The 18,715-nt window shown below is 62.9% G+C and carries 26 protein-coding genes, 1 tRNA gene and 1 pseudogene; 19 read left to right on the top strand and 9 right to left on the bottom strand.

Annotated features, from left to right (window positions below; genetic code table 11):
- Together B3873_RS02190 and B3873_RS02185 are read right to left on the bottom strand one after the other, a co-directional pair.
- The coding region (locus B3873_RS02190) for a ribosomal RNA small subunit methyltransferase A (RefSeq protein WP_286863815.1) at positions 1-482 on the bottom strand (482 nt) is incomplete at its 3' end.
- Positions 483-496: 14 nt separating this feature from the next.
- Positions 497-859: a YraN family protein gene (locus B3873_RS02185; protein WP_286863814.1), complete on the bottom strand. Its 363-nt coding sequence runs from the start codon at positions 857-859 to the stop codon at positions 497-499.
- Between the two features lie 66 nt (positions 860-925).
- On the opposite strand from B3873_RS02185, the gene B3873_RS02180 reads away from it, so the two are divergent.
- From B3873_RS02180 to B3873_RS02165, 4 genes are read left to right on the top strand one after another with little or no spacing between them, the layout of a single operon-like run.
- Positions 926-1,423, top strand: a complete 498-nt coding sequence (locus B3873_RS02180) for a pentapeptide repeat-containing protein (protein ID WP_286863816.1) — start codon at positions 926-928, stop codon at positions 1,421-1,423.
- Positions 1,424-1,426: 3 nt separating this feature from the next.
- A complete protein-coding gene (locus tag B3873_RS02175; RefSeq protein WP_186542214.1) occupies positions 1,427-1,855 on the top strand; it encodes a hypothetical protein in 429 nt (142 codons plus the stop codon).
- Positions 1,852-2,286 carry a 23S rRNA (pseudouridine(1915)-N(3))-methyltransferase RlmH gene (locus B3873_RS02170; RefSeq protein WP_115082171.1) on the top strand — a complete coding sequence of 145 codons (435 nt, stop codon included), beginning with the start codon at positions 1,852-1,854 and terminating at the stop codon, positions 2,284-2,286. The genes B3873_RS02175 and B3873_RS02170 overlap by 4 nt, the downstream gene beginning before the upstream one ends.
- A gap of 36 nt (positions 2,287-2,322) precedes the next feature.
- The gene (locus tag B3873_RS02165) at positions 2,323-2,922 is read left to right on the top strand and encodes a 2OG-Fe(II) oxygenase (protein ID WP_286863812.1); all 600 of its coding nucleotides are present in this window, start codon (positions 2,323-2,325) and stop codon (positions 2,920-2,922) included.
- Here the strand turns inward: B3873_RS02165 and B3873_RS02160 are convergent.
- Positions 2,891-3,337 (bottom strand): hypothetical protein, encoded by a 447-nt coding sequence (locus B3873_RS02160; RefSeq protein WP_115008929.1) that lies wholly within the window; start codon positions 3,335-3,337, stop codon positions 2,891-2,893. The two genes, B3873_RS02165 and B3873_RS02160, sit on opposite strands and share 32 nt — an antisense overlap.
- A 31-nt stretch (positions 3,338-3,368) precedes the next feature.
- Here B3873_RS02160 and B3873_RS02155 point away from each other — a divergent pair, with 31 nt between their 5' ends.
- From B3873_RS02155 to B3873_RS02135, 5 genes are all read left to right on the top strand, one after another.
- A complete protein-coding gene (locus B3873_RS02155) occupies positions 3,369-3,800 on the top strand; it encodes a LexA family protein (protein WP_006850817.1) in 432 nt (143 codons plus the stop codon).
- A gap of 12 nt (positions 3,801-3,812) precedes the next feature.
- The gene (locus B3873_RS02150; protein WP_286863807.1) at positions 3,813-5,096 is read left to right on the top strand and encodes a Y-family DNA polymerase; all 1,284 of its coding nucleotides are present in this window, start codon (positions 3,813-3,815) and stop codon (positions 5,094-5,096) included.
- A gap of 2 nt (positions 5,097-5,098) precedes the next feature.
- A complete protein-coding gene (locus B3873_RS02145) occupies positions 5,099-5,461 on the top strand; it encodes a hypothetical protein (RefSeq protein ID WP_286863804.1) in 363 nt (120 codons plus the stop codon).
- A gap of 143 nt (positions 5,462-5,604) precedes the next feature.
- The gene (locus B3873_RS02140) at positions 5,605-5,919 is read left to right on the top strand and encodes a hypothetical protein (RefSeq protein ID WP_286863803.1); all 315 of its coding nucleotides are present in this window, start codon (positions 5,605-5,607) and stop codon (positions 5,917-5,919) included.
- A 71-nt stretch (positions 5,920-5,990) separates the two neighbouring features.
- Positions 5,991-6,245, top strand: a complete 255-nt coding sequence (locus B3873_RS02135; protein ID WP_286863802.1) for a hypothetical protein — start codon at positions 5,991-5,993, stop codon at positions 6,243-6,245.
- Positions 6,246-6,400: 155 nt separating this feature from the next.
- On the opposite strand, the gene B3873_RS02130 is transcribed toward B3873_RS02135, so the two are convergent.
- Positions 6,401-7,474: a phage portal protein gene (locus B3873_RS02130; RefSeq protein WP_286863801.1), complete on the bottom strand. Its 1,074-nt coding sequence runs from the start codon at positions 7,472-7,474 to the stop codon at positions 6,401-6,403.
- Positions 7,474-7,692, bottom strand: a pseudogene (locus B3873_RS02125) (terminase); the annotation flags it as partial. The gene B3873_RS02130 and the pseudogene B3873_RS02125, both read right to left, overlap by 1 nt.
- Here B3873_RS02125 and B3873_RS02120 point away from each other — a divergent pair.
- Positions 7,622-8,068 (top strand): tyrosine-type recombinase/integrase, encoded by a 447-nt coding sequence (locus B3873_RS02120; protein WP_349676436.1) that lies wholly within the window; start codon positions 7,622-7,624, stop codon positions 8,066-8,068. The pseudogene B3873_RS02125 and the gene B3873_RS02120 sit on opposite strands and share 71 nt — an antisense overlap.
- A 116-nt stretch (positions 8,069-8,184) precedes the next feature.
- Here the strand turns inward: B3873_RS02120 and B3873_RS02115 are convergent.
- Positions 8,185-8,261: transfer RNA gene (locus B3873_RS02115), tRNA-Met, on the bottom strand.
- Between the two features lie 200 nt (positions 8,262-8,461).
- On the opposite strand from B3873_RS02115, the gene B3873_RS02110 reads away from it, so the two are divergent.
- From B3873_RS02110 to B3873_RS02095, 4 genes are all read left to right on the top strand, one after another.
- Complete coding sequence (locus B3873_RS02110) at positions 8,462-9,028, top strand: NUDIX hydrolase (RefSeq protein ID WP_039784810.1); 567 nt, start codon at positions 8,462-8,464, stop codon at positions 9,026-9,028.
- A 17-nt stretch (positions 9,029-9,045) separates the two neighbouring features.
- Positions 9,046-9,789, top strand: coding sequence for a leucyl/phenylalanyl-tRNA--protein transferase (gene aat, locus B3873_RS02105; protein ID WP_134222922.1), 744 nt, complete (start codon positions 9,046-9,048; stop codon positions 9,787-9,789).
- A 120-nt stretch (positions 9,790-9,909) separates the two neighbouring features.
- Positions 9,910-10,638, top strand: a complete 729-nt coding sequence (locus tag B3873_RS02100) for an arginyltransferase (RefSeq protein WP_034341208.1) — start codon at positions 9,910-9,912, stop codon at positions 10,636-10,638.
- Between the two features lie 151 nt (positions 10,639-10,789).
- Complete coding sequence (locus B3873_RS02095) at positions 10,790-11,857, top strand: quinone-dependent dihydroorotate dehydrogenase (RefSeq protein WP_286863799.1); 1,068 nt, start codon at positions 10,790-10,792, stop codon at positions 11,855-11,857.
- A gap of 71 nt (positions 11,858-11,928) precedes the next feature.
- Here B3873_RS02095 and B3873_RS02090 read toward each other — a convergent pair whose 3' ends face one another.
- Positions 11,929-12,072, bottom strand: a complete 144-nt coding sequence (locus B3873_RS02090; RefSeq protein ID WP_157845704.1) for a hypothetical protein — start codon at positions 12,070-12,072, stop codon at positions 11,929-11,931.
- 239 nt (positions 12,073-12,311) lie between these two features.
- On the opposite strand from B3873_RS02090, the gene B3873_RS02085 reads away from it, so the two are divergent.
- From B3873_RS02085 to B3873_RS02075, 3 genes are all read left to right on the top strand, one after another.
- A complete protein-coding gene (locus B3873_RS02085; RefSeq protein ID WP_286863796.1) occupies positions 12,312-12,911 on the top strand; it encodes a gamma-glutamylcyclotransferase in 600 nt (199 codons plus the stop codon).
- Between the two features lie 35 nt (positions 12,912-12,946).
- Positions 12,947-13,366, top strand: a complete 420-nt coding sequence (locus tag B3873_RS02080) for an NAD-GH domain containing protein (protein WP_286863794.1) — start codon at positions 12,947-12,949, stop codon at positions 13,364-13,366.
- 681 nt (positions 13,367-14,047) lie between these two features.
- On the top strand, positions 14,048-14,179 hold the full coding sequence (locus tag B3873_RS02075; RefSeq protein WP_256497413.1) for a hypothetical protein: 132 nt from the start codon (positions 14,048-14,050) through the stop codon (positions 14,177-14,179).
- 137 nt (positions 14,180-14,316) lie between these two features.
- On the opposite strand, the gene B3873_RS02070 is transcribed toward B3873_RS02075, so the two are convergent.
- Complete coding sequence (locus tag B3873_RS02070) at positions 14,317-15,165, bottom strand: alpha/beta hydrolase (RefSeq protein ID WP_286863792.1); 849 nt, start codon at positions 15,163-15,165, stop codon at positions 14,317-14,319.
- Positions 15,162-16,580, bottom strand: coding sequence for an HdeD family acid-resistance protein (locus tag B3873_RS02065; protein ID WP_286863791.1), 1,419 nt, complete (start codon positions 16,578-16,580; stop codon positions 15,162-15,164). Before B3873_RS02065 ends, B3873_RS02070 begins: the two co-directional genes overlap by 4 nt.
- Before the next feature lie 147 nt (positions 16,581-16,727).
- Between B3873_RS02065 and B3873_RS02060 the strand changes: the two genes are divergently transcribed.
- Together B3873_RS02060 and B3873_RS02055 are read left to right on the top strand one after the other, a co-directional pair.
- Positions 16,728-17,501, top strand: a complete 774-nt coding sequence (locus tag B3873_RS02060; RefSeq protein WP_414651518.1) for a YdcF family protein — start codon at positions 16,728-16,730, stop codon at positions 17,499-17,501.
- Between the two features lie 250 nt (positions 17,502-17,751).
- Positions 17,752-18,715: cache domain-containing protein (locus tag B3873_RS02055; RefSeq protein ID WP_286863790.1), on the top strand; the 964-nt coding region annotated here is incomplete at its 3' end.

The following is an 18,715-nucleotide window of genomic DNA, read 5'->3' as shown; positions in this document are numbered from 1 at the left end:
AGGGCGCTGAAACTGCTGTGGCCGGGTCGGGCACGAATCCGCTCCGCGACTTCCTTCTGCACCAGCAACACAAGCCGTTGGTAGGGCGGATCCACCGGCCGGTCCAGTCGGCCCACCAACCGCTCCAGCAGTGGGCCAGTGATGTTGTACGGAATGTTGGCCACCACCTTGTCGGCGATGCGGCCATCACTCAATTCCAGTGGGGCTTCGAGAACATCGCCCTGATGGAGGCTGAACCCAGGCTGAGCCTCAAAACGTTCCTGAAGACCATCCACCAGATCGCGGTCGAGCTCAATCGCATGCACCGCCTTCAGCCCCGCGGCCAGCAGACGCTCGGTTAATGCCCCGCGACCGGGCCCCACCTCCAGCACCCGATCGGTGGACTGCAGGTCAGCAGCCTCGATGATTCGTTGCAGCACGGATTCGTCCCGCAACCAGTGCTGACCGAAACGCTTGCGGGCGTGATGTCCGGAGAAACCCATGGGTCAACTGTGCATCAGCACAGCCGCTCCACATCAATCCAGCGAATCGTTCGGCGGGACGTCATCAAGGGAACGAGGGCCAGCTTGACCCGGAGCAGCTGCTCAGCGGATGCCGGATGCACAGCTCTCCAGCAACTGATCGCGCGGGCCATGCGGCGCCGTTTGGCGGAATGAAAGGCATCAAGGCCATGGCGGTCCCGATGCCCCGTGCGACGGCCCTTCACCTCCACCACCAGAAGCTGCTGCTGCCGCTCCAGCACCAGATCGAGCTCGCCCCAGCGGCAGTGCCAGTTGCGGTCCAGCAACCGCCATCCCTGCGCTTCCAGCTGCTGCAAGGCCTGCTGCTCCGCCCAGCCACCGCTGCATTGAGACCCCACCGGCTTGAACCCTCACGTCTTGGTTCAAACCATTCCCCCCTGGAACGGTTCTAGGGTTCGGCGGTGATGGTTCCGATCATGGGCAGACGCTTCACGGCCGTACTGATCTCTCTGGTGGTGTTCACATGCCAGTGGCTGATGCCGGCTCCGGCCCACGCCGCGATGGATGTGGCCAAACAGGTGCTGATCGGTGCCGACTATTCCAACAAGGACCTGCGAGGGGCCACCTTCAACCTCAGCAACCTGCGCGAAGCCAACCTGTCCGGGTCTGATCTGCGGGGAGCCAGCCTCTACGGCGCCAAGCTGCAGGATGCCGACCTCAGCGGCACCGACCTGCGCGAAGCCACCCTGGACGCCGCTGTGATGACAGGCACCAACCTTGAGGATGCCGTGCTGGAGGGGGCTTTTGCCTTCAACACCCGCTTCAGCGATGTGTTGATCACGGGGGCCGACTTCACCGACGTTCCCATGCGCGGGGACCAACTCAAAAGCCTCTGCGCCGTTGCCGACGGAACGAATTCCGTCACGGGCCGCAGCACCCGTGAAAGTCTCGGTTGCGCCTGAACCATGAGTTTTGATCCCCGCAGCCTCGAGCGCCTGCGTGAGTTGGGGCGTCAACTCCCCGCGCGCCTGCCGGAACCGGAGAAGCCTGCGTCAGCTCCCAAAGCCAGCCAGGTGCGCCATCGCGTTGAAACGGAGAAGAACCCCGAGGAGCTCTTCCGGGAACTGATGAAGGCCAGCCAGGACGGCACCGTTCCTGAGCACCTCATGGACCGCCTCAAACAGTTGGAGGCCCAACGCAAACCATCGGCTCAACCATCGCCGTTCAACAACAACGACACCACCCCAGCCCTTGCCGCACCAGCGCGCAGCCAGCCCGGACCGGGAAAAAACACCCAGCCGAAACGGCCGAAGGTGAACCCGGGCAGCGAGGAGGAAAGCCTCTACGTGGCTTTCGGGCAGCTGCTGCTCGAGGATGAGGGAGACGACGTTTGAACCCGGCCCGTTGCCGGATTCTTGCGGTGGGCAAAGTGCGTCGTGGCTGGATTCAGGACGGCATTGACCTCTACCTCAAACGCCTGCCTGGGTTGACCATCAGCGAACTGCGCGACAGCAATCCAGACAAGGAAGCTGATGCCATCAGAGCGGCCCTGCGACCCGACGAAACCCTGATTGCACTGATGGAACAGGGCGACACCTTGGCGTCGGTTCCCTTCGCGCGACGTCTCGAGCAATTCGGCAACCAACGGCTGGCCTTCGTGATCGGTGGGGCCGACGGTCTGACGGCTGAGCTCAAGGCACAGGCCAAATGGCGCCTGAGCCTTTCACCGATGACCTTCCCCCACGAACTGGCGCGGCTGATGCTCGTGGAACAACTGTTCCGAGCCCAGGCGATTGTTCAAGGCAGCCCTTATCACCGTGCCTAGGGTTCGGCGATGGCCGCTGATCTCTCAGCCACGACCATGCTGCACATCATCGACAACCTTCTGCCCGCCAGCGCCCTTCAGGACCTACGCGACCTCTGTGACATCCACGGGCGACTCAAGGAGGAACACGACGGTGATGCTCAATTCAGCTGGCGACCCGAAACCGGTTCTCCCCGCTCGATTCACGCAGCCGCTCAGCAAGCCGTCGTCGATCACTACCTCGACGAGGCCCTGCTCCCTCTGGCAACACCGTTCGCACCCCAGCGGGCCGGAGTCGAGTGGTGGTGCAACACCAACAACGATCTCGACTGGCACATCGACAAGGACGAGCTGGAAGGTCGACGCAGCGGCCGTTTCCTGCTTCCGTTGCTGTCCACCGTGTTTTACCCCCACGTGAGCTGCGCTGGCGGCGAACTGCTGGTGGCCGACAGCCCTCCGATCGAGAACGGATACCAGGGGCCGTTACCCACATTCCGCTCGGTGATCTCGATCCCACCGGTGGTGAACCGTCTGGTGCTGTTCTCCCCAGGCATCCTGCACCGGATCAACCCGTTCGAAGGCGAGCGCTATTCCGTGGCCGTGAACATCTGGGAGCAAGCGCCCCTCACCACAACGGCTGCAGAGCCACCGGCTTGAATTTTTCGATCGAAACCGTCCAGGCCCGCGGGGAGAAAGCCTGCAATGCCGCTTTGAACGCGGCCGTATCCCCCGTGTTCAACCAGTCCGCCTTGAGCCTGGGCACGTCCTCCGGCAGCCGTTCCATCGGCAGCTCCACCAGCAGCAGGCTGTCGGCTCCAGCCGCACGCTGCAGCACACCCTGATCACTGCGCTGCCACACCCGCAGCAACAGCTCCAGCACCAGTGCATGGCCCAACGCCTCCGGGGCCTCACCCTGCGGAGCCACCTCTTTCTGAGACCGTCCCCCCAGGGGCAGGGCGCGCCGGCCCTGCTGATCGATCAGCGCCATGGCCACGAGGTAAGGGGAGTCAGCCAACACCAGATGTCGAAGGCCACCATCCTCACCGGATCCTCCCCACAGCGAGCAGTACATGCGTACTATTTAGTCAGTTGTCGCTGCTGCCGTGGAGCTCCAACACAGACCGCTTCCCCTGCAGCCCAAGCGCAGTCGGCTCACGCTGCCCCTGGCCGGGGAACGGGTCGCCGCTGGCTTCCCGTCCCCCGCCGATGACTACGTCGACGTGGGGATCGACCTCAATGAACAGCTGATCCGGCATCCCACCAGCACCTTTTTCCTGCATGTGAGCGGCGAATCGATGACCGACGCCGGCATCCACGACGGCGATCTTCTGGTGGTCGATCGCAGCCTCGACCCGCGCCCGGGCCAGGTGGTTGTGGCTGTGCTCGACGGTGCCTTCACCCTCAAACGCCTGATGCGTCATCGCGGCCGGTTGCGCCTGGAAGCCGCCCATCCGGACTATCCGCCACTGGAGCTTCACCGCTGCGGCGAAGTGCAGATCTGGGGTGTCGCCATCCACGTGATCCATCCGCTCTGAAGCGACATCGCCATGCCTCAGGCCACGGCCCTGATCGATGGAAACAACTTCTATGCCTCCTGCGAACAGAGCCTGGATCCGGCTCTGATCGGTCACCCCGTGGTGGTGCTGTCCAACAACGACGGCTGCGCTGTGGCGCGCTCCAACGAGGCCAAGGCGCTGGGCATCAAGATGGCCGCTCCCTGGTTCATGATGCAGGATCTGGCCCGCCAGCACGGCATCGTGGCCCTGTCCTCCAACTACACCCTCTATGCGGACATGAGCAACCGCGTCACCGACGTGCTGCGCCAGTACAGCCCGCGCCTGGAGGTCTACTCCATCGATGAGAGCTTCCTCGCCCTGGACGGCCTGGCCGGCCTCTGGCCAAGCATGAGCGGCATGGGCCAGGCCATCCGCCACCAGGTCCTGAACTGGGTCGGCGTGCCCGTCTGCGTCGGTATCGGCGCCACCAAGACGCTGGCCAAGCTGGCCAACCACATCGCAAAGAAGCAGCCGCAGTTCGCCGGCGTGTGCGACCTGTCCAGCCTGCCGCCCGCCGAGGTCGACCAGTTGCTGGGGAAGATTGAAGTCGGCGATGTCTGGGGAGTGGGCCGACGCATCACCGAGCAGATCGCGCGCCTGGGCATCCACTCCGCGCAGGAACTGCGCAACGCGCCCCTGAAGGCTATCCGCCAGCACTTCGGCGTGGTGATGGAGCGCACCTGCGCCGAGCTGCGCGGCGTCTCCTGCCTCGCCCTGGAGGACGTGGCACCGCCGCGCCAGCAGATCGTCTCATCGCGCTCCTATGGCGAGCGCGTGTCGGGCCTGCGCGAGATCGAGGAATCGGTGAGCACCTACGCCGCCCGCGCCGCCGAGAAACTGCGCGCGCAGGGCTCCACCTGCGGTGCCGTGCATGTCTTCGTGGAGACCGACCGCTTCAAGCTGGACGAGCCGCAATACAACAACGGCCGCACCGTGCCCCTGCCCGAGCCGACCGATGATCTGCGGGTGATCGTCAAGGCGGCGATGTGGGGTCTGCGCCGGATCTACCGGCCCGAGTTCCTCTACAAGAAGGCCGGCATCATGCTGATGGATCTGGCCGAGGGCCAGGCGCGCCAGGGCACGCTCTTTGGCAGCGGCATGTCGGCGATGTCGTCGGCGCCGCTCATGGCCGCCTTCGACAGCATCAACCAGCGTTTCGGACGCGACACCGTGCGCCTGGCCAGCGCCGCCGGCCCGCACCGCTGGGCGGCGCGCTTCGAGCACGTGACGCCGCATTACACAACCGACTGGAAGGCGCTGCCGCGCGTGAGGTGAGCATGCAAGTGATCGTTTATCAGATGCGCCGCAACGGCGTGGAGATTGCCCGCGAGCTGCTGGGCGATGAGGCGCGCAATATCGGGGAGCTGCGCGTGGGCGTCTTCGAGGATGGCGATCGCCGCCGGCCGACTAAAGGGGCCCGGCTGCAGCGTGACAGCGGCGAAGTCATCATGGAGCTGGTGGATGTACAGGTGGATGCCATCAAGGCGTCGCGCATGGTCATCAAGGGGATCGAGCGACGGCAGACCGAACGCGGGGTGGTCGAGTTCGCGCAGGCCTGGCTGTGCGTGCAGGCGGGGACGCCTTTGCTGGAGACTTCGCGGGAGAGGTTTTTCAAGCAGAGTGGCGACGGCAGGCAATGAACGGTGCATTTCAGCGAACATGGACAATCAGTTCGGCGAGAAGTCCACGTTCAGCTCCCCCATTGTTCTTTGAGCTAAGATGTCCGCAATCGGCCATTACCGGATGCTACTTACCTACCATATGTCTTTTTCTATCATTCCCAATGAAGCTTGTTGATGCGATCTTCCTCTCGGCACAGATGCCGGAAAATTCAGTCGTATGTGCTCGTGAACCATTTCATCAAAGTAGTGAGGCTGTGATAGTACAGATGGAAAGTAACGGGGGGATTCCTGCGCACGTCAAGCAAGAAGGCTATGTTTATTTTCTCGAAACGGACAGCGTAGTCGAGTTGCTGGAAATGATGAGCAAGAAGCGCAGTTCAAGGGAAACGAAGGCTGAGTTCGTTTGTTATTACGCCTCTCATGATGCGTATCCAGCCTTCTACTACGATTTGACAGATATTGTCAGCGATAGGTAGTCCGCTATCGGCCAGCAGCGGACGTAGGTGACCTTCAGACAACCAGACCTCGGACTTATTGGAGTATATGTATGGCTCAAGCCCAACCTTTACTGTGCGCGGCTGCAAACGTGGAAGTCCCGGCCTACCTCGTCCTCAGCCAAAAGGCTTACATCGTTACCGCACCCGGAAATGACGGCTGGCACGCCGAGAAAGACGGCATGAGTTTTCAGGCCGAAAGTCTGATAGAACTACTTGGGCTTGTGAGCATGTATGAAGCGCGTGGTCCCAAATGGGCAGCTGCCGATCAAGAGATTGACGACTTCTTGGCGAAGCACGACCAGTAAATTCCTGTGTCTACTTTGGAGTCGACTGCTGCCAGTCCTGAATCTCCGTGAATTTTCCAGCGCAGCGACTTGCTATCCTGGCGCTCTTCGTGCGGCGGCGAGACCAGCTGCGATGGTTCGATTGATTCTGCCGTCCGCGTTGCCGGCGTGATCGCTCATGGTTGTTTTCCCTCATTGGCAGGAAGTTGATAGGGACGGAAGCGGACCACCTTTTGGCTGGCCCACTCATTCAAACAAAGAAACTGCCCCTGCAACGGCTCAATCTCATTGCAGCCAAACACAGCAGCCGCCTTCGTCACATCCCCGAACCCTCCGGTGTTATTGGGCATGGTCCCCAGCAACTGCGGCGGCACCCTATGCGCGGCCAGCACATCATCCCGCGTGCAGTTCTTGATATTGAAGAATTCATCCTTGGCCGCGATCTCCGCCACCGGCAGAATCTGCACCCCGTCCTTCTTCCCCCCAGGCGCATAGAGAAACAGATTCCGAAAATTCCCCGGCCCCTTGCTGTTGCGCATGGCCTCGCGCAGCTTGTCCACGTCGGCCACGTTGCTCACGGTATCCGTCATGTACAGGATGAACCCCGCATGCGATCCATTGAGGTAATACCGCCGGCGGAACAGCGTGGCCGATTCATTGAGCCAGGCCGACTGCAGCGCGCTCACGTACTGCGGCACGCCATAGATCTCCTGGTTGATGTCCGGTGCCTGCAGATGCCACACTGAATCCGCCGCAAACGCATGCGGCGCGCGCCATCCATCCACGAAGTAATACTGCCCCGGCTTCACACCCACGCGCACATACTTGGCCAACGCCGGCTTGATCGCCAGCAGCTTGCCGGTCACGCTCTCCCGCCGCTCCGCATAGCAATTCCCGAACAACAGAAAATCCAGCGCCAGCCGCGTGAAATCCGCCCGCGACAGCAGCGCCGAAGGCTCAAAGGTCGACGCCAGAATATTGACCTTGCACCAGATGGCACTGGCGTGATGCACGCTGGCATTGAGCGAACGCGCCAGGCCGCTCATGCTCAAGGGCGGCTCGTACCAGTCGCCATTGCGATAGCACTCGATGTCGCTGAGCATGTCACGCCCCTCGAGTACCGGCATAGGGTCCCCAAAAGTGAACACCTCCACTCCGGATGCGGCTCCGGGCGGCCTTTCCGGCAAGGCAGGTGAAGAAAAATCCGAAAAACCGGATGCCGCCCGGCGGCGGCGGGAATGATGTTTCATCAGGTGATCTCCATGAATGAAGTATTGCTGGCCGTGCTGCCCTCGAAGGGCTCATAGTCCAGCGCATGCATGACCGACCAGGCCAGGTCGGCATGGCCGGTCTCCTGCGAACGGCCGGCGTCATAGGTCACGGCCCGCCCGCTGGGCATGAGAATCTTGCGGATGGCCATGAAGGACTGCGCAATGTCCGTCCATCCGGCATCGAACTGCAGCCGACCCGCACCAGCGGCCCACGTGGTGCCCCTCAACGACACTGCACAGAGCGTCATCAATGGCCAGCGCGGGAAGGATGCCAAGTACGTTTTCCCCTATCGGGGCGGGCGGATCGTGGAGATGGGAAACAACGGCTGGAACCAGGCGCGCGAGCGGGCGAAATTGCCGCAAGTGCGCGTACATGACCTGCGGCACACGTATGGCACCCGCCTGCGCGCCGCCGGCGTCTCCGAAGAAGACCGGGCGCTATTGCTGGGCCACGCCAACAAGAGCATGCCCGAGCACTACGCGACTGGAACGGTGGAACGCCTGGTCGACCAGGCCAACAAGGTCGAGCTCAAGCGGAAGAGGATGACGATCTTGCGCGTGGTCAACGGCTGAACAAGGTCACGCAAAAGTCACGCAGGCCGTTTTTTGCAGAGTCACGCAAAAGCAAAAGGCCTCTAACGCGGTAACGTTAGAGGCCTTTATCTGCAAGGCTTGCGCCTTAGTGCATTTGGTTGCGGGGGCAGGATTTGAACCTACGACCTTCGGGTTATGAGCCCGACGAGCTGCCAGACTGCTCCACCCCGCGTCTGAAGAAAACAATTATAGGGCAGGTAAAATCGGAATGCAAACATTTTCTGCAATCTTTTTACAGTGATACACTCCTAACCGCATTACAGCTTCCCGCAGCCGTCCAGACCAGCGTCCCAACGCCCTGTCGCCGCAGCAGGAAAATGCACCAAGGGCACTTCCCTACTATATATATAGACAGACACCTTCCGAGCCTCTATGAAATTCTGTTCCGAGTGCGGCCACACAGTCTCCCTGCAGATCCCTCCCGATGACACGCGGCTGCGCCATGTGTGCGGCAACTGCGGTGCAATCCATTATCAGAATCCAAAGCTGGTGGTCGGCTCCATCCCCGTCTGGGATCAGGATGGCCAAACCAAGGTCCTGCTCTGCAAGCGCGCCATCGAGCCGCGCCTCGGTTACTGGACCCTGCCGGCCGGCTTCATGGAAAACGCCGAAACCACCGAAGACGCCGCCCGCCGCGAAACCGAAGAGGAAGCCGGCGCACACATCCAACTGCACGAACTGTTCTCCCTGGTCAACGTGCCCCACGTACACCAGGTCCACCTCTTCTACCGCGCCACCCTGCTCGACCTCGACTACCAGGCCGGTGTCGAAAGCCTCGAAGTGGCCCTCTATACAGAAGACCAGATCCCCTGGCAGGACATCGCCTTCCCCACGGTGGAATTCACCCTGCGCGCCTTCTTTGCCGATCTCAAGAACGTGCGCAGCGGTGAAGGCAGCTTCACGCTGCACACCGAAGACATCCGCCGCCGCATGATCTGATCCGCAGGAGCACGCGGATGATCGCCTGGCTGGACCTCGATACGCCCTTCCCCGATGTCTCCCGCGCCCTGGCCGACCCGGCCGGGCTGCTGGCGGCCGGCGCTGACCTGTCGCCGCAACGGCTGCTGGAAGCCTATCGCCACGGCATCTTCCCCTGGTTCTCCGAAGGCCAGCCCATTCTCTGGTGGAGTACCGACCCGCGCATGGTCCTGCGCACCGATCACTTCGTCGTCTCCGACAGCCTCAAAAAGACCCTGCGCCGCATCGAACGCAGCCGCCACGGCGACGGCCTCTGGCAAGTCACCTTCGATACCGTCTTCGAACAGGTCATGCAAGGCTGCGCCGGACCGCGCCGCCATGAACAGGGCACCTGGATCTCGCCCGAGATCATGGCCGGCTACACCGGCCTGCATCGCGCCGGCTACGCCCACTCCTCCGAAGTCTGGCTCAACGGCGAACTGGTCGGCGGGGCCTATGGCGTCTCCATCGGACGCATGTTCTACGGCGAATCCATGTTCGCCCGCGTGAGCGACGCCTCCAAGGTGGCGCTGGCGCACCTGGTGTTTTTCCTGCGCAGCCACGGCGTGGACATGATCGACTGCCAACAGGAAACCTCACACCTGGCCTCGCTGGGCGCACGCCCGATTCCCCGCAGCGACTTCCTGCGCCACCTGCGCGCAGCCATCCAGTGGCCGCAGATCCGGGGCTGGGAGCCGCTGAACCTGCTGGAGCACGGCATCCCGTCGGCCCGACGCGACTGAGCCTGGCGCGGTTCTTCACTGCGGCCATCAAAATGGTGTAAATTGGAACCTGACTCCAGGGACCGCACGGGGCAGCAGAGACCTCGCCGCCGGCCTCCCGCAAGACAGGACAGGACGCACATGACGCATCTCAAAGACTTGCCGTTCTCCACGTTGCAGTTCTATGCAACCGCGCCCTACCCATGCAGCTATCTCGATGACCAGCAGGCCCGCTCGCAAGTGGCCACCCCCTCGCACCTCATCAATGCAGATGTGTACTCGGAACTGGTCAAGACCGGCTTCCGCCGCAGCGGCATCTTTACCTACCGCCCCTATTGCGACGGCTGCAATGCCTGCACCCCGGTACGCATCCGGGTAGCCGACTTCGAACGCAACCGCAGCCAGCGCCGCGCCTGGGAACGCAATCGCGGCCTGCAAACCCTGGTCACCAACCTGACCTACGCCCACGAACACTACGAGCTCTACCTGCGCTACCAGTGCGCCCGCCACGCCGGCGGCGGCATGGATCAGGACAGCCGCGATCAGTACGCGCAGTTCCTGCTGCAGAGCAAGGTCAATACCCGCCTGGTGGAATTCCGCGAACCTGACGGCACCCTGCGCATGGTCAGCATCATCGACGTACTCAATGACGGCCTGTCCTCGGTCTACACCTTCTTCGATCCCGACCTGCCGGCAGCGTCCTTCGGCACCTACAATATCCTGTGGCAGATCGAACAGGCGCGCCAGCTGGAAATGCCCTACGTCTACCTCGGCTACTGGATCAAGGAAAGCCAGAAAATGGCCTACAAAACCAACTACCAGCCGCTGGAAGCCCTCCATGAAGGGGAATGGAGCCTGCTGGAAGGCTGAAGCAAGCTTCACCTCTGTGGCGCAACGTCTGCAAAAACAGGGGTAGCGGGATCAAATTGGGGGCAACTACGCCGCCGAGGCAGGGAATGGGCGGTGGCACGCGTTAGAATAGCGGCAGTTTTTTGGCCCCTTCTTTACTGATCGTCCCATCGTGTCCGACAAATTCCTCTACGCGCTCGCGCGTCCGCTGCTGTTTTCTCTGGAACCTGAAACCGCGCACCATCTGGTGCTGCCTGCCCTGCGCTGTGCCGCGCGCTACAGCCTGACGGACTTCGTCACCAAAAAGCCGGCCGCCGATCCGCGTACCGTCATGGGCATCACCTTCCCCAATCCGGTCGGCATGGCCGCCGGCCTGGACAAGGACGGTGCCTACATCGACGGCCTGGCCGCACTGGGCTTCGGATTCATCGAGGTCGGTACGGTCACGCCGCGCGCCCAGCCGGGCAATCCGCTGCCGCGCATGTTCCGGCTGCCGGCCGCCAACGCAGTGATCAACCGCATGGGCTTCAACAATGGCGGGGTGGATGCCTTCGTGGCCAATGTGCAATCCTCGCGCTTCTACCAGGAACGTCAGGGCGTGCTGGGCCTGAATATCGGCAAGAATGCCGATACCCCGATCGAGCGCGCCGCCGAGGATTACGTGGCCTGCCTGGAAAAGGTTTACCCCTACGCCAGCTATGTGACGGTGAATATTTCTTCTCCGAACACCAAGAACCTGCGCCAGCTGCAGGGGGCCTCTGAACTAGATTCCCTGCTGTCGCAGCTGAAGTCGGCCCAGCGCCGCCTGGCCGATCACCACGGGCGCTACGTGCCCGTCGTGCTCAAGATCGCGCCGGACATGGATATGGAGCAAGTGAAGAATGTTGCCGACGCGCTGCTGCGTCACCAGATCGATGGCGTCATCGCCACCAACACCACCATCACCCGCGATGCCGTGCAAGGCATGCCGCATGGCGAAGAAGCCGGCGGCCTGTCGGGCAAGCCGGTGCTGGAACTGTCCAACCAGGTGATCCGTGGCCTGAAGGCGGAAGTCGGCGACGCCCTGCCCATCATCGGGGTGGGCGGCATCTTCAACGGTGCCGATGCGCGCGCCAAGATCGATGCCGGCGCTTCACTGGTGCAGCTCTACACCGGCCTGATCTACCAGGGACCGGCGCTGGTGCATGAATGTGCCGAGGCCCTGCGCGCCCCGCAGGGCCCGGTCGCCGCGCATCACTGAAACCATCCGTCGCGCGCAAATGAAAACAGCAGGCCGCGTGCCTGCTGTTCTTCTTTGGGAAATCGCCGCGTTCAGTCCTTGGACGACTCCTTCTTGAGATTGAAAATCCGGCGCGCATTGGCATCGGATTCGGATTTCTTTTCAAAGTCGGTCTTTTCGCAACCGGCCAGCACAACACCGACGACCAGCGTCAGCAGCATGACGACGACACGCATGATATTCCCCTGAAGATTCGGATGAGGCCCCTGGTGGCCGCACTCCCCTCCCAAGGGCAGGCGGACAGCGCCGCCGCATGGACCGTTGCGGCCAGCAGAGGGGGCCGGCAGGCTGCATTTTATGCGCAAAAGTTCAGAATTCGATGACTATCCCTGAAAGTTTTCGCTCAAAAACGCCTGCCCGTTCCCCTCTATAATGACAAGCTTCCGACGCCCGGCCGTCGCCCCGCTCAGTCTCCATGTCCGTCAACACCATCGCCATCAACCGTGAGATGCGCCGTTTCGATGACCAAGCCAGCGTCTGGCTGTTCGGTTACGGCTCCATCATCTTCAAGGCCGATTTCCCCTATCTGGAACGCCGTCCGGCCCACATCACCGGCTGGGCGCGGCGCTTCTGGCAAGGCTCGCACGATCACCGCGGCACCGCCGAGGCACCGGGCCGGGTCGTGACTCTGGTGCCTGAAGAAGGCGCCGACTGTGCCGGCATGGCTTACCTGATCACGCCAGAAGTCTTTGCCCATCTGGATCATCGCGAAAAGAACGGCTATCTGCGCCTGGCCACCACCATGCGCTTCGAGGACGGCCAGGCAGCAGAAGGCCTGATCTACATCGCCGCCGAAGACAATGAAGCCTTCGCCGGCCCGGCCAGCGAACTGGAGATCGCGCGCCAGATCGCCGGTGCGGTCGGTCCCAGCGGCCGCAACAGCGAATACCTGCTCAAGCTGGCCCAGGCCCTGCGCGACCTGGGCGCCGAAGACCGCCACGTGTTCGCCATCGAACAACATCTGCTGCAACTGACCGGGCAGCCAGCCGTGCTATCGTCTGCCTCTCGCTCCTGAGCACCGCATTGAACACGCCCACAAGGAAGAAGAACATGATCAAGTCCCTCGCTGCCAGCCTCACCCTCCTCATGGCGCTGACCGCCTGCACCACCCCGGTGGAGCGCACCGCCAGCGGCGACATCCCCGCCGCCCGCGTCTACATCAAGAGCATGACCGAACAGGCCGCCGGCCTGTCGCAGATCAGCTTCACGCGCGCCGCCGGCCTGCTCAACAATGACATGCTGGAACTGGCCATCAACGATGTCGTGCTGGCCCAGATCGCCGGTGGCGAGCGCTTGTCGATCTGGCTCAAGCCCGGCAGCTACGATTTCAGCGTCAAACGCGTCAACAGCCTGGGCAGCAATGCCGGGCCGACCACCGACAAGCTGACCCTGCAAGTCGCCCAGGGCGGCAGCTACCAGATACAGATCAGTAGCGAATTGCGCGGCCTGAACCTGCAACTGGCCAAGTAAGCCTGATCCTCCGACGCAACAAATTGCGCCGGATTGCGCAGTTTTACACTTCAGCCCCTGTGGTACGGACGACACACCGTATCACAGGGGCTGGTCGCTTCTGGCCAGACGGAATTATCAAGCCATTGATTTAAAAGGAAATATTTTTTAAATCCGGACGGCCCTGACGATGCAAGGCGACATTATTCACAAATCAGATAACTGGTATTGGGATTCAAAAGTGGAAGCACGCCCGTGAAGCGAATATATTGCAATGCAACAGATCAATTTCTTCCTCACGGAGCTCACCATGAACATCGTCGCCGACATCCTCCCGTACACCCTGCTCATCGGCGCCATGGTCGCGCGCTACCTGATTTCGGTCAAGTAAGCAACCACCTGGCCGGGTGATCGCCGGTCTCCGCAAGGAGACCCGCTGGCATCCGGGAGCAGTCCTGAAAAGCGGTCATTGTCGCGTTGCAACGCTGACAAGCCGCTTTTTCTTTTGGCCCGGATCGGTGGCATGATCCGCACCATTCTGGGGCAAAATTGCACCATTATCATCATTATTGATATCTGGGTGATGTTCCCTGGTGCAATGTTGGTAGTCGCCTGCAAGTAAATGTCAGGTCGCGGCCTCACTTGCAAAGCTGCTGCAGCGCATTACACTCGCAAGCTTTGCCAACGCAACGAAAGTGAAGCATGAAGCGACTTGCCTCTCTCCTCGCCGCCTCCGCCCTGCTGCTGGCCGTGCAAGGCTGCGCCTGCGCGCCCGGCTTCGTCGGCTTTGACAGCCGCTGCCAGTTCATCAACGTTCCCAGCGGGCAACCCTGAATGAACAAAAGCGCCGGATCGGCTCCTGGCGGAGCCCGTCACGGCGCTTTACATGCGTAATTTCAGGTTAAATCCTGAACCCTTCTTCACGCTGATTTCAGCGTTCATCTTTCCATCCCGCCTGCTTTGTCCGGTTTTTACTCCGCAGGCGGCAGTTGCCCCAGCCACTCCCGCAAATCGTGCATGGCCTGCTCGCGCAGCCCGGCTTCCTCGTTGAAGATCTCGTGATAGGCCGAGGCATACCAGTGCAGCGTCTTGCGCTCGCCCGGCAGCGCCTCGAAGAAGGCCCGGCTGCCGCGCGGGGCGACGAAGGCATCGTCTCCCGCCACCTGCAACAGCACCGGCCGCGTGAATTGGGCGGCATCACGCGCCACATGGTGCATGGCATCGAGCATGAAATTGAGCATGCGCGGCGCAATCTTGCCGTGGTTGAGCGGGTCCTGCCGGTAGGCCCGGACCTCGTGCGGATCGTGCGAGATTCGCTCGGCCGGCAAGGCGGTCGGCAGGGCCAGCCCCGGCGCGATGGCCGACGACACCTTCAGCAGCAGCCGCTGCCAGCCCGACAGATCCAGCGCCAGTGCCGGCGAGGACAACGCCAGTGCCCGCACCGGACTGAAACCGCCAGTGGCAAACCGCGCCGCCACCAGCCCGCCCATGCTGTGACCGAACAGCAGCGGCGTACACTGGGTGCGGCGGCTGAAGTCATCTAAGGTCTGCTTCAGGTCCCGCAGCAGGTCATCCGGCTGGATCAGGCTGCCCTGCCGCCCTCCTGAATTGCCATGGCCGCGATGGTCGCAGATGCGCACCGAGCAACCCGCTGCATTGAACAAGTGCGCCAGCGCGGCATAGCGCCCGCCGTGCTCGCCCAGCCCATGCACCATCTGCACGGCCGAAGTGGCCCCGAGCAGCAGCCAGTCGCGGCAAAACAGCCGGGTGCCGTCAGCGGCGTCGATCCAGTGTTCCTGTACCGGGAGGGGAAGCGTCATGGTTTGTCGAGAAGAGTGGAATTGACGTCGGCCTGGCGGCGCGCGGTGCGCCAGGCCTTGCGCAGGCGGCGGCTCTGGCGCAGGGCGAGGTGCAGCGATGCGGCCCAGGACAGCGGACGCGGATGCACCACGGCGCGCAGCGCGCGGGCATAGTCCAGCACCATGCCCGGGGTCCAGGCCATGGTCACGGCGCGTTTGCGGATCTGGCTGGCGACCCAGATCTCCGGCGTGAACATCATCCTGACCGCATTGAACCAGTGCCGGTCGCGTCCGCCGATGACGCCTTCCAGCGCGGCCTCCAGCGCATGCGCCACGGTGCTGGAGCAGTTGCGATAGGTCAGGTTGTAGATCTCGGTCTGGCGGTAGTGCTGCCAGAAGCGGTCCAGCGAGGCGCGGCGGTAATCACGGAAAACGATCTTCTCGGTCGATTCGCACCAGGCGGCGGCTTCACTGCGGTAGTCGGTCAGGTAGCGGCCCTTGACGTCATTGTCGGCCGTGGCGCGCAGCAGGCGGGCGAACTGGTCCGGCGAGCGGTCGATTTCTTCGGCCGGATAGAGACTGATGTAGAGCTCGGGCAGGATTTCCAGCGCCGCATGGCCGGTCGAGATGACGCCCTGGTTGTCGACGGCGGCGATGTAGCGGTCGATCAGCGGCTGCCGCCGGGCGGGGCCCTTGGCACTGCCGGCGGGCGTCCACACGTGCACGGTCAGTGGGGGCTGTGCCCCGGAAGGCGGCTTTGCCGGGGCCGGCGCCCCGGCACCCAGTTGCGCCTGCAGGTCCGGCGCACCGTCATGCAAGCCGGCATCGAACGGGCGGTCATCGCCGCTGTTGCGCGCAACCAGCACATCGGCCGAGGCCTGCTGCGGCAGCATGCGGCTGCGCAGCGCCAGCCAGATCATGTTCCACCCGCCGAAGATCAGGCCCAGCGCCAGGCAATACGGTCCCGTGCCCTTGTAATGCGTCGGGTAAGGCTGGAAGAAGAAGATCGCCAGCAGGATCTGCACGATCCCCCCGAACATGGCCGTGCGCCAGCGCGGAAAGCGCACCACCAGCGCCGAAGTGATCTGCAGCGAGCCGCCGATGGTGAAGGCAATGCCAAAAAGCATGGCCAGCGCCATGTTGCTGGCCTGGTGCTGGGTGATGACCAGCACCGCAATGAGCAGGAACAGTCCGCCCTTGGCATAGCGCAGCGTCTTCTGTGCTCCCACGCCGCTATTGGCCATCCACAGCGTTACCAGGCTTTCCACCAGCAGCAGATAACCGAACAGGGTCAGCGGGAAATTGAGCACGCCATCAAGCGCATCGATCATCAGCGAGACGCCAACGGCACCCCAGGCCAGGCCGGCCACGGCCAGCGCATGCCAGTTGCGGCGGATGAAATCGGCACCCAGCAATAACAAGACAAGTCGTATCACGGCATTCTCCGGGGCATGCGCCCTTCCCTTTGCGATCCCGCATTCTGGGGGATTCCCTGCGGCGAGGCAAATCGGCCTGCCAGCAAGGCTGGCCCAAGCGGGCGCAATCGCGCACAATGCCGGGCTGCTCTCCCTTGTTTGGTGCCCATGTCCATGTCCTTGCCGGTCCTGATCTCCGCCCTTGCCAGCAGCCTGCTGCTGCCGCCCGTCTCGCCCTTCCTGATGTGCCTGACCGGGTTCTGGCTACGCCGTCGCGCGCCCCGCACAGGCCTGGCCCTGATGCTGCTGGGGGCCCTGATCCTGCTGGTACTCAGCACGCGCATCGGGGCCCTGTGGGTGATCCGGCCACTGGAAGCGCAATATGCGCCACTGGCCAGCGCCGGCAATGCGCAAGCCATCGTCGTCCTGGGATCGGGCCGGATCGACCAGGCACCGGAATACGGCGGCAGCGATGACTCCACCGCCATCGGCATGAAGCGACTGCAATACGCTGCCTATCTGGCGCGCCGCACCGGCTTGCCGATCCTGGTCACGGGCGGCAGCCCCGACGGCTCGCCCGAAAGCGAAGCCGCGCTGATGGCGCGCAACCTGCAGCGCGACTTCGGGGTGCCGGTGCGTTGGCAGGAAACGCGCGCCGATACCACCGCCCAGAACGCCAGCTATTCCGCCGCCATGCTCAAGGCTGACGGCATCGAACGCATCCTGCTGGTGACCGACAGCATCCACATGCCGCGCGCCATGCGCGTCTTTGCGTATACCGGCTTGCAGGTGCAGGCCGCACCGACCGTGTTCGCCGGGCGGTCGCGCCCGCGCCTGACCGACTACCTGCCGCGCGCCGGCAACCTGGAGCTGGCCAGCTACGCCCTGCGCGAGTGGGTCGGCCAGCTGTGGTACAGCCTCAGGCGCGCCGTGGGGCAGTGAAAACAAGGGTTGCAGCACAAGCCAACTCATAAAATGAATGCCCTTGCGCCTCTTGTTCCGCCATTCAGCACAGCGACAGCGGCGTAGAGTGACAAGGTCGCGCGCATTTCGTCCGTAAACGCCCGTGCACACTACTTGACCTAGCAACAACACGCTCACGCAAGGCGATGTACCCGGCCCGCCAGGCCAGGTGCCATCGTCCCGGCACAACGATGCCAGCGAGCGCCTCTACACAATGGGAGATATCATCATGGGCCAGTTGTCCTTCAGTAAAAAACTGTGGCTGCCACTCGGTTTGAGCCTCATCGCACTGCTGGCGATATCCATCTTCAGCGCCGTCATGGTGCGCGATGTGCGGCTGGAAGAGCGCAAGAACGACCTCACCAACATCGGCCAGACCGCGCTATCCATGGTCAAGGGCTATGGCGCGCTGGCCGAATCCGGCGCGCTGACCAAGGAAGAAGCGCAAAAACGCGCCAAAGCCGCCGTGAAGAGCCTGCGCTACGGCACCGACGGCTACTTCTCGATTTCCACCTCGGCGCAGATCATCATCATGCACCCGATCAAGACCGAACTGGACGGCAAGGACCTGACCAACTTCAAGGATCCGGCCGGCAAGAACCTGTTCGTCGAGATCACCAAGGCCGGCAGCCAGCCCGGCGGCAGCTTCGTCAATTACCTGTGGCCCAAGGTCGGGGCGGCCGAACCGTTGCCCAAGACCTCCTTCGTGATCGCCTATCAGCCCTGGGACTGGAACCTGACCACCGGCGCGTACATGGATGACATCAACGCCGCCTTCCTGCGCACCCTGACGCAGATGGCCATCCTCTTTGCCGTGGTGGCGGCGGCCCTGGTAGCGCTGGTGATCGTGATCAACCGCGGCATCCTGCGCACCATCGGCGGCGATCCGGCCAAGGCGGCCGAGGTCGCCAACCGCATCGCCCAAGGCGACCTCACCCCCAACATCGAAACCGCACCGGGCGACCAGAGCAGCCTGCTTTACGCAGTACGCAGCATGCGCGATTCGCTGCTGAGTACCATCGCCAACATCAAGACCTCGGCCGACACCATCGCCACTGCCAGCCAGGAAATCGCCAGCGGCAACCTCGACCTGTCGAGCCGCACCGAGCAACAGGCCGGCTCCATCGAGGAAACCGCCTCGGCCATGGAAGAACTGACCGCCACCGTCAAGCAGAATGCCGACAACGCGCGCC

The organism is Herbaspirillum sp. UBA812, from assembly GCF_002296545.1.
Classification (GTDB): domain Bacteria; phylum Pseudomonadota; class Gammaproteobacteria; order Burkholderiales; family Burkholderiaceae_D; genus Herbaspirillum; species Herbaspirillum huttiense.
The sequence above is the reverse complement of the archived record's forward strand: the minus strand, read 5'-3'. Positions and strand labels throughout refer to the sequence as shown.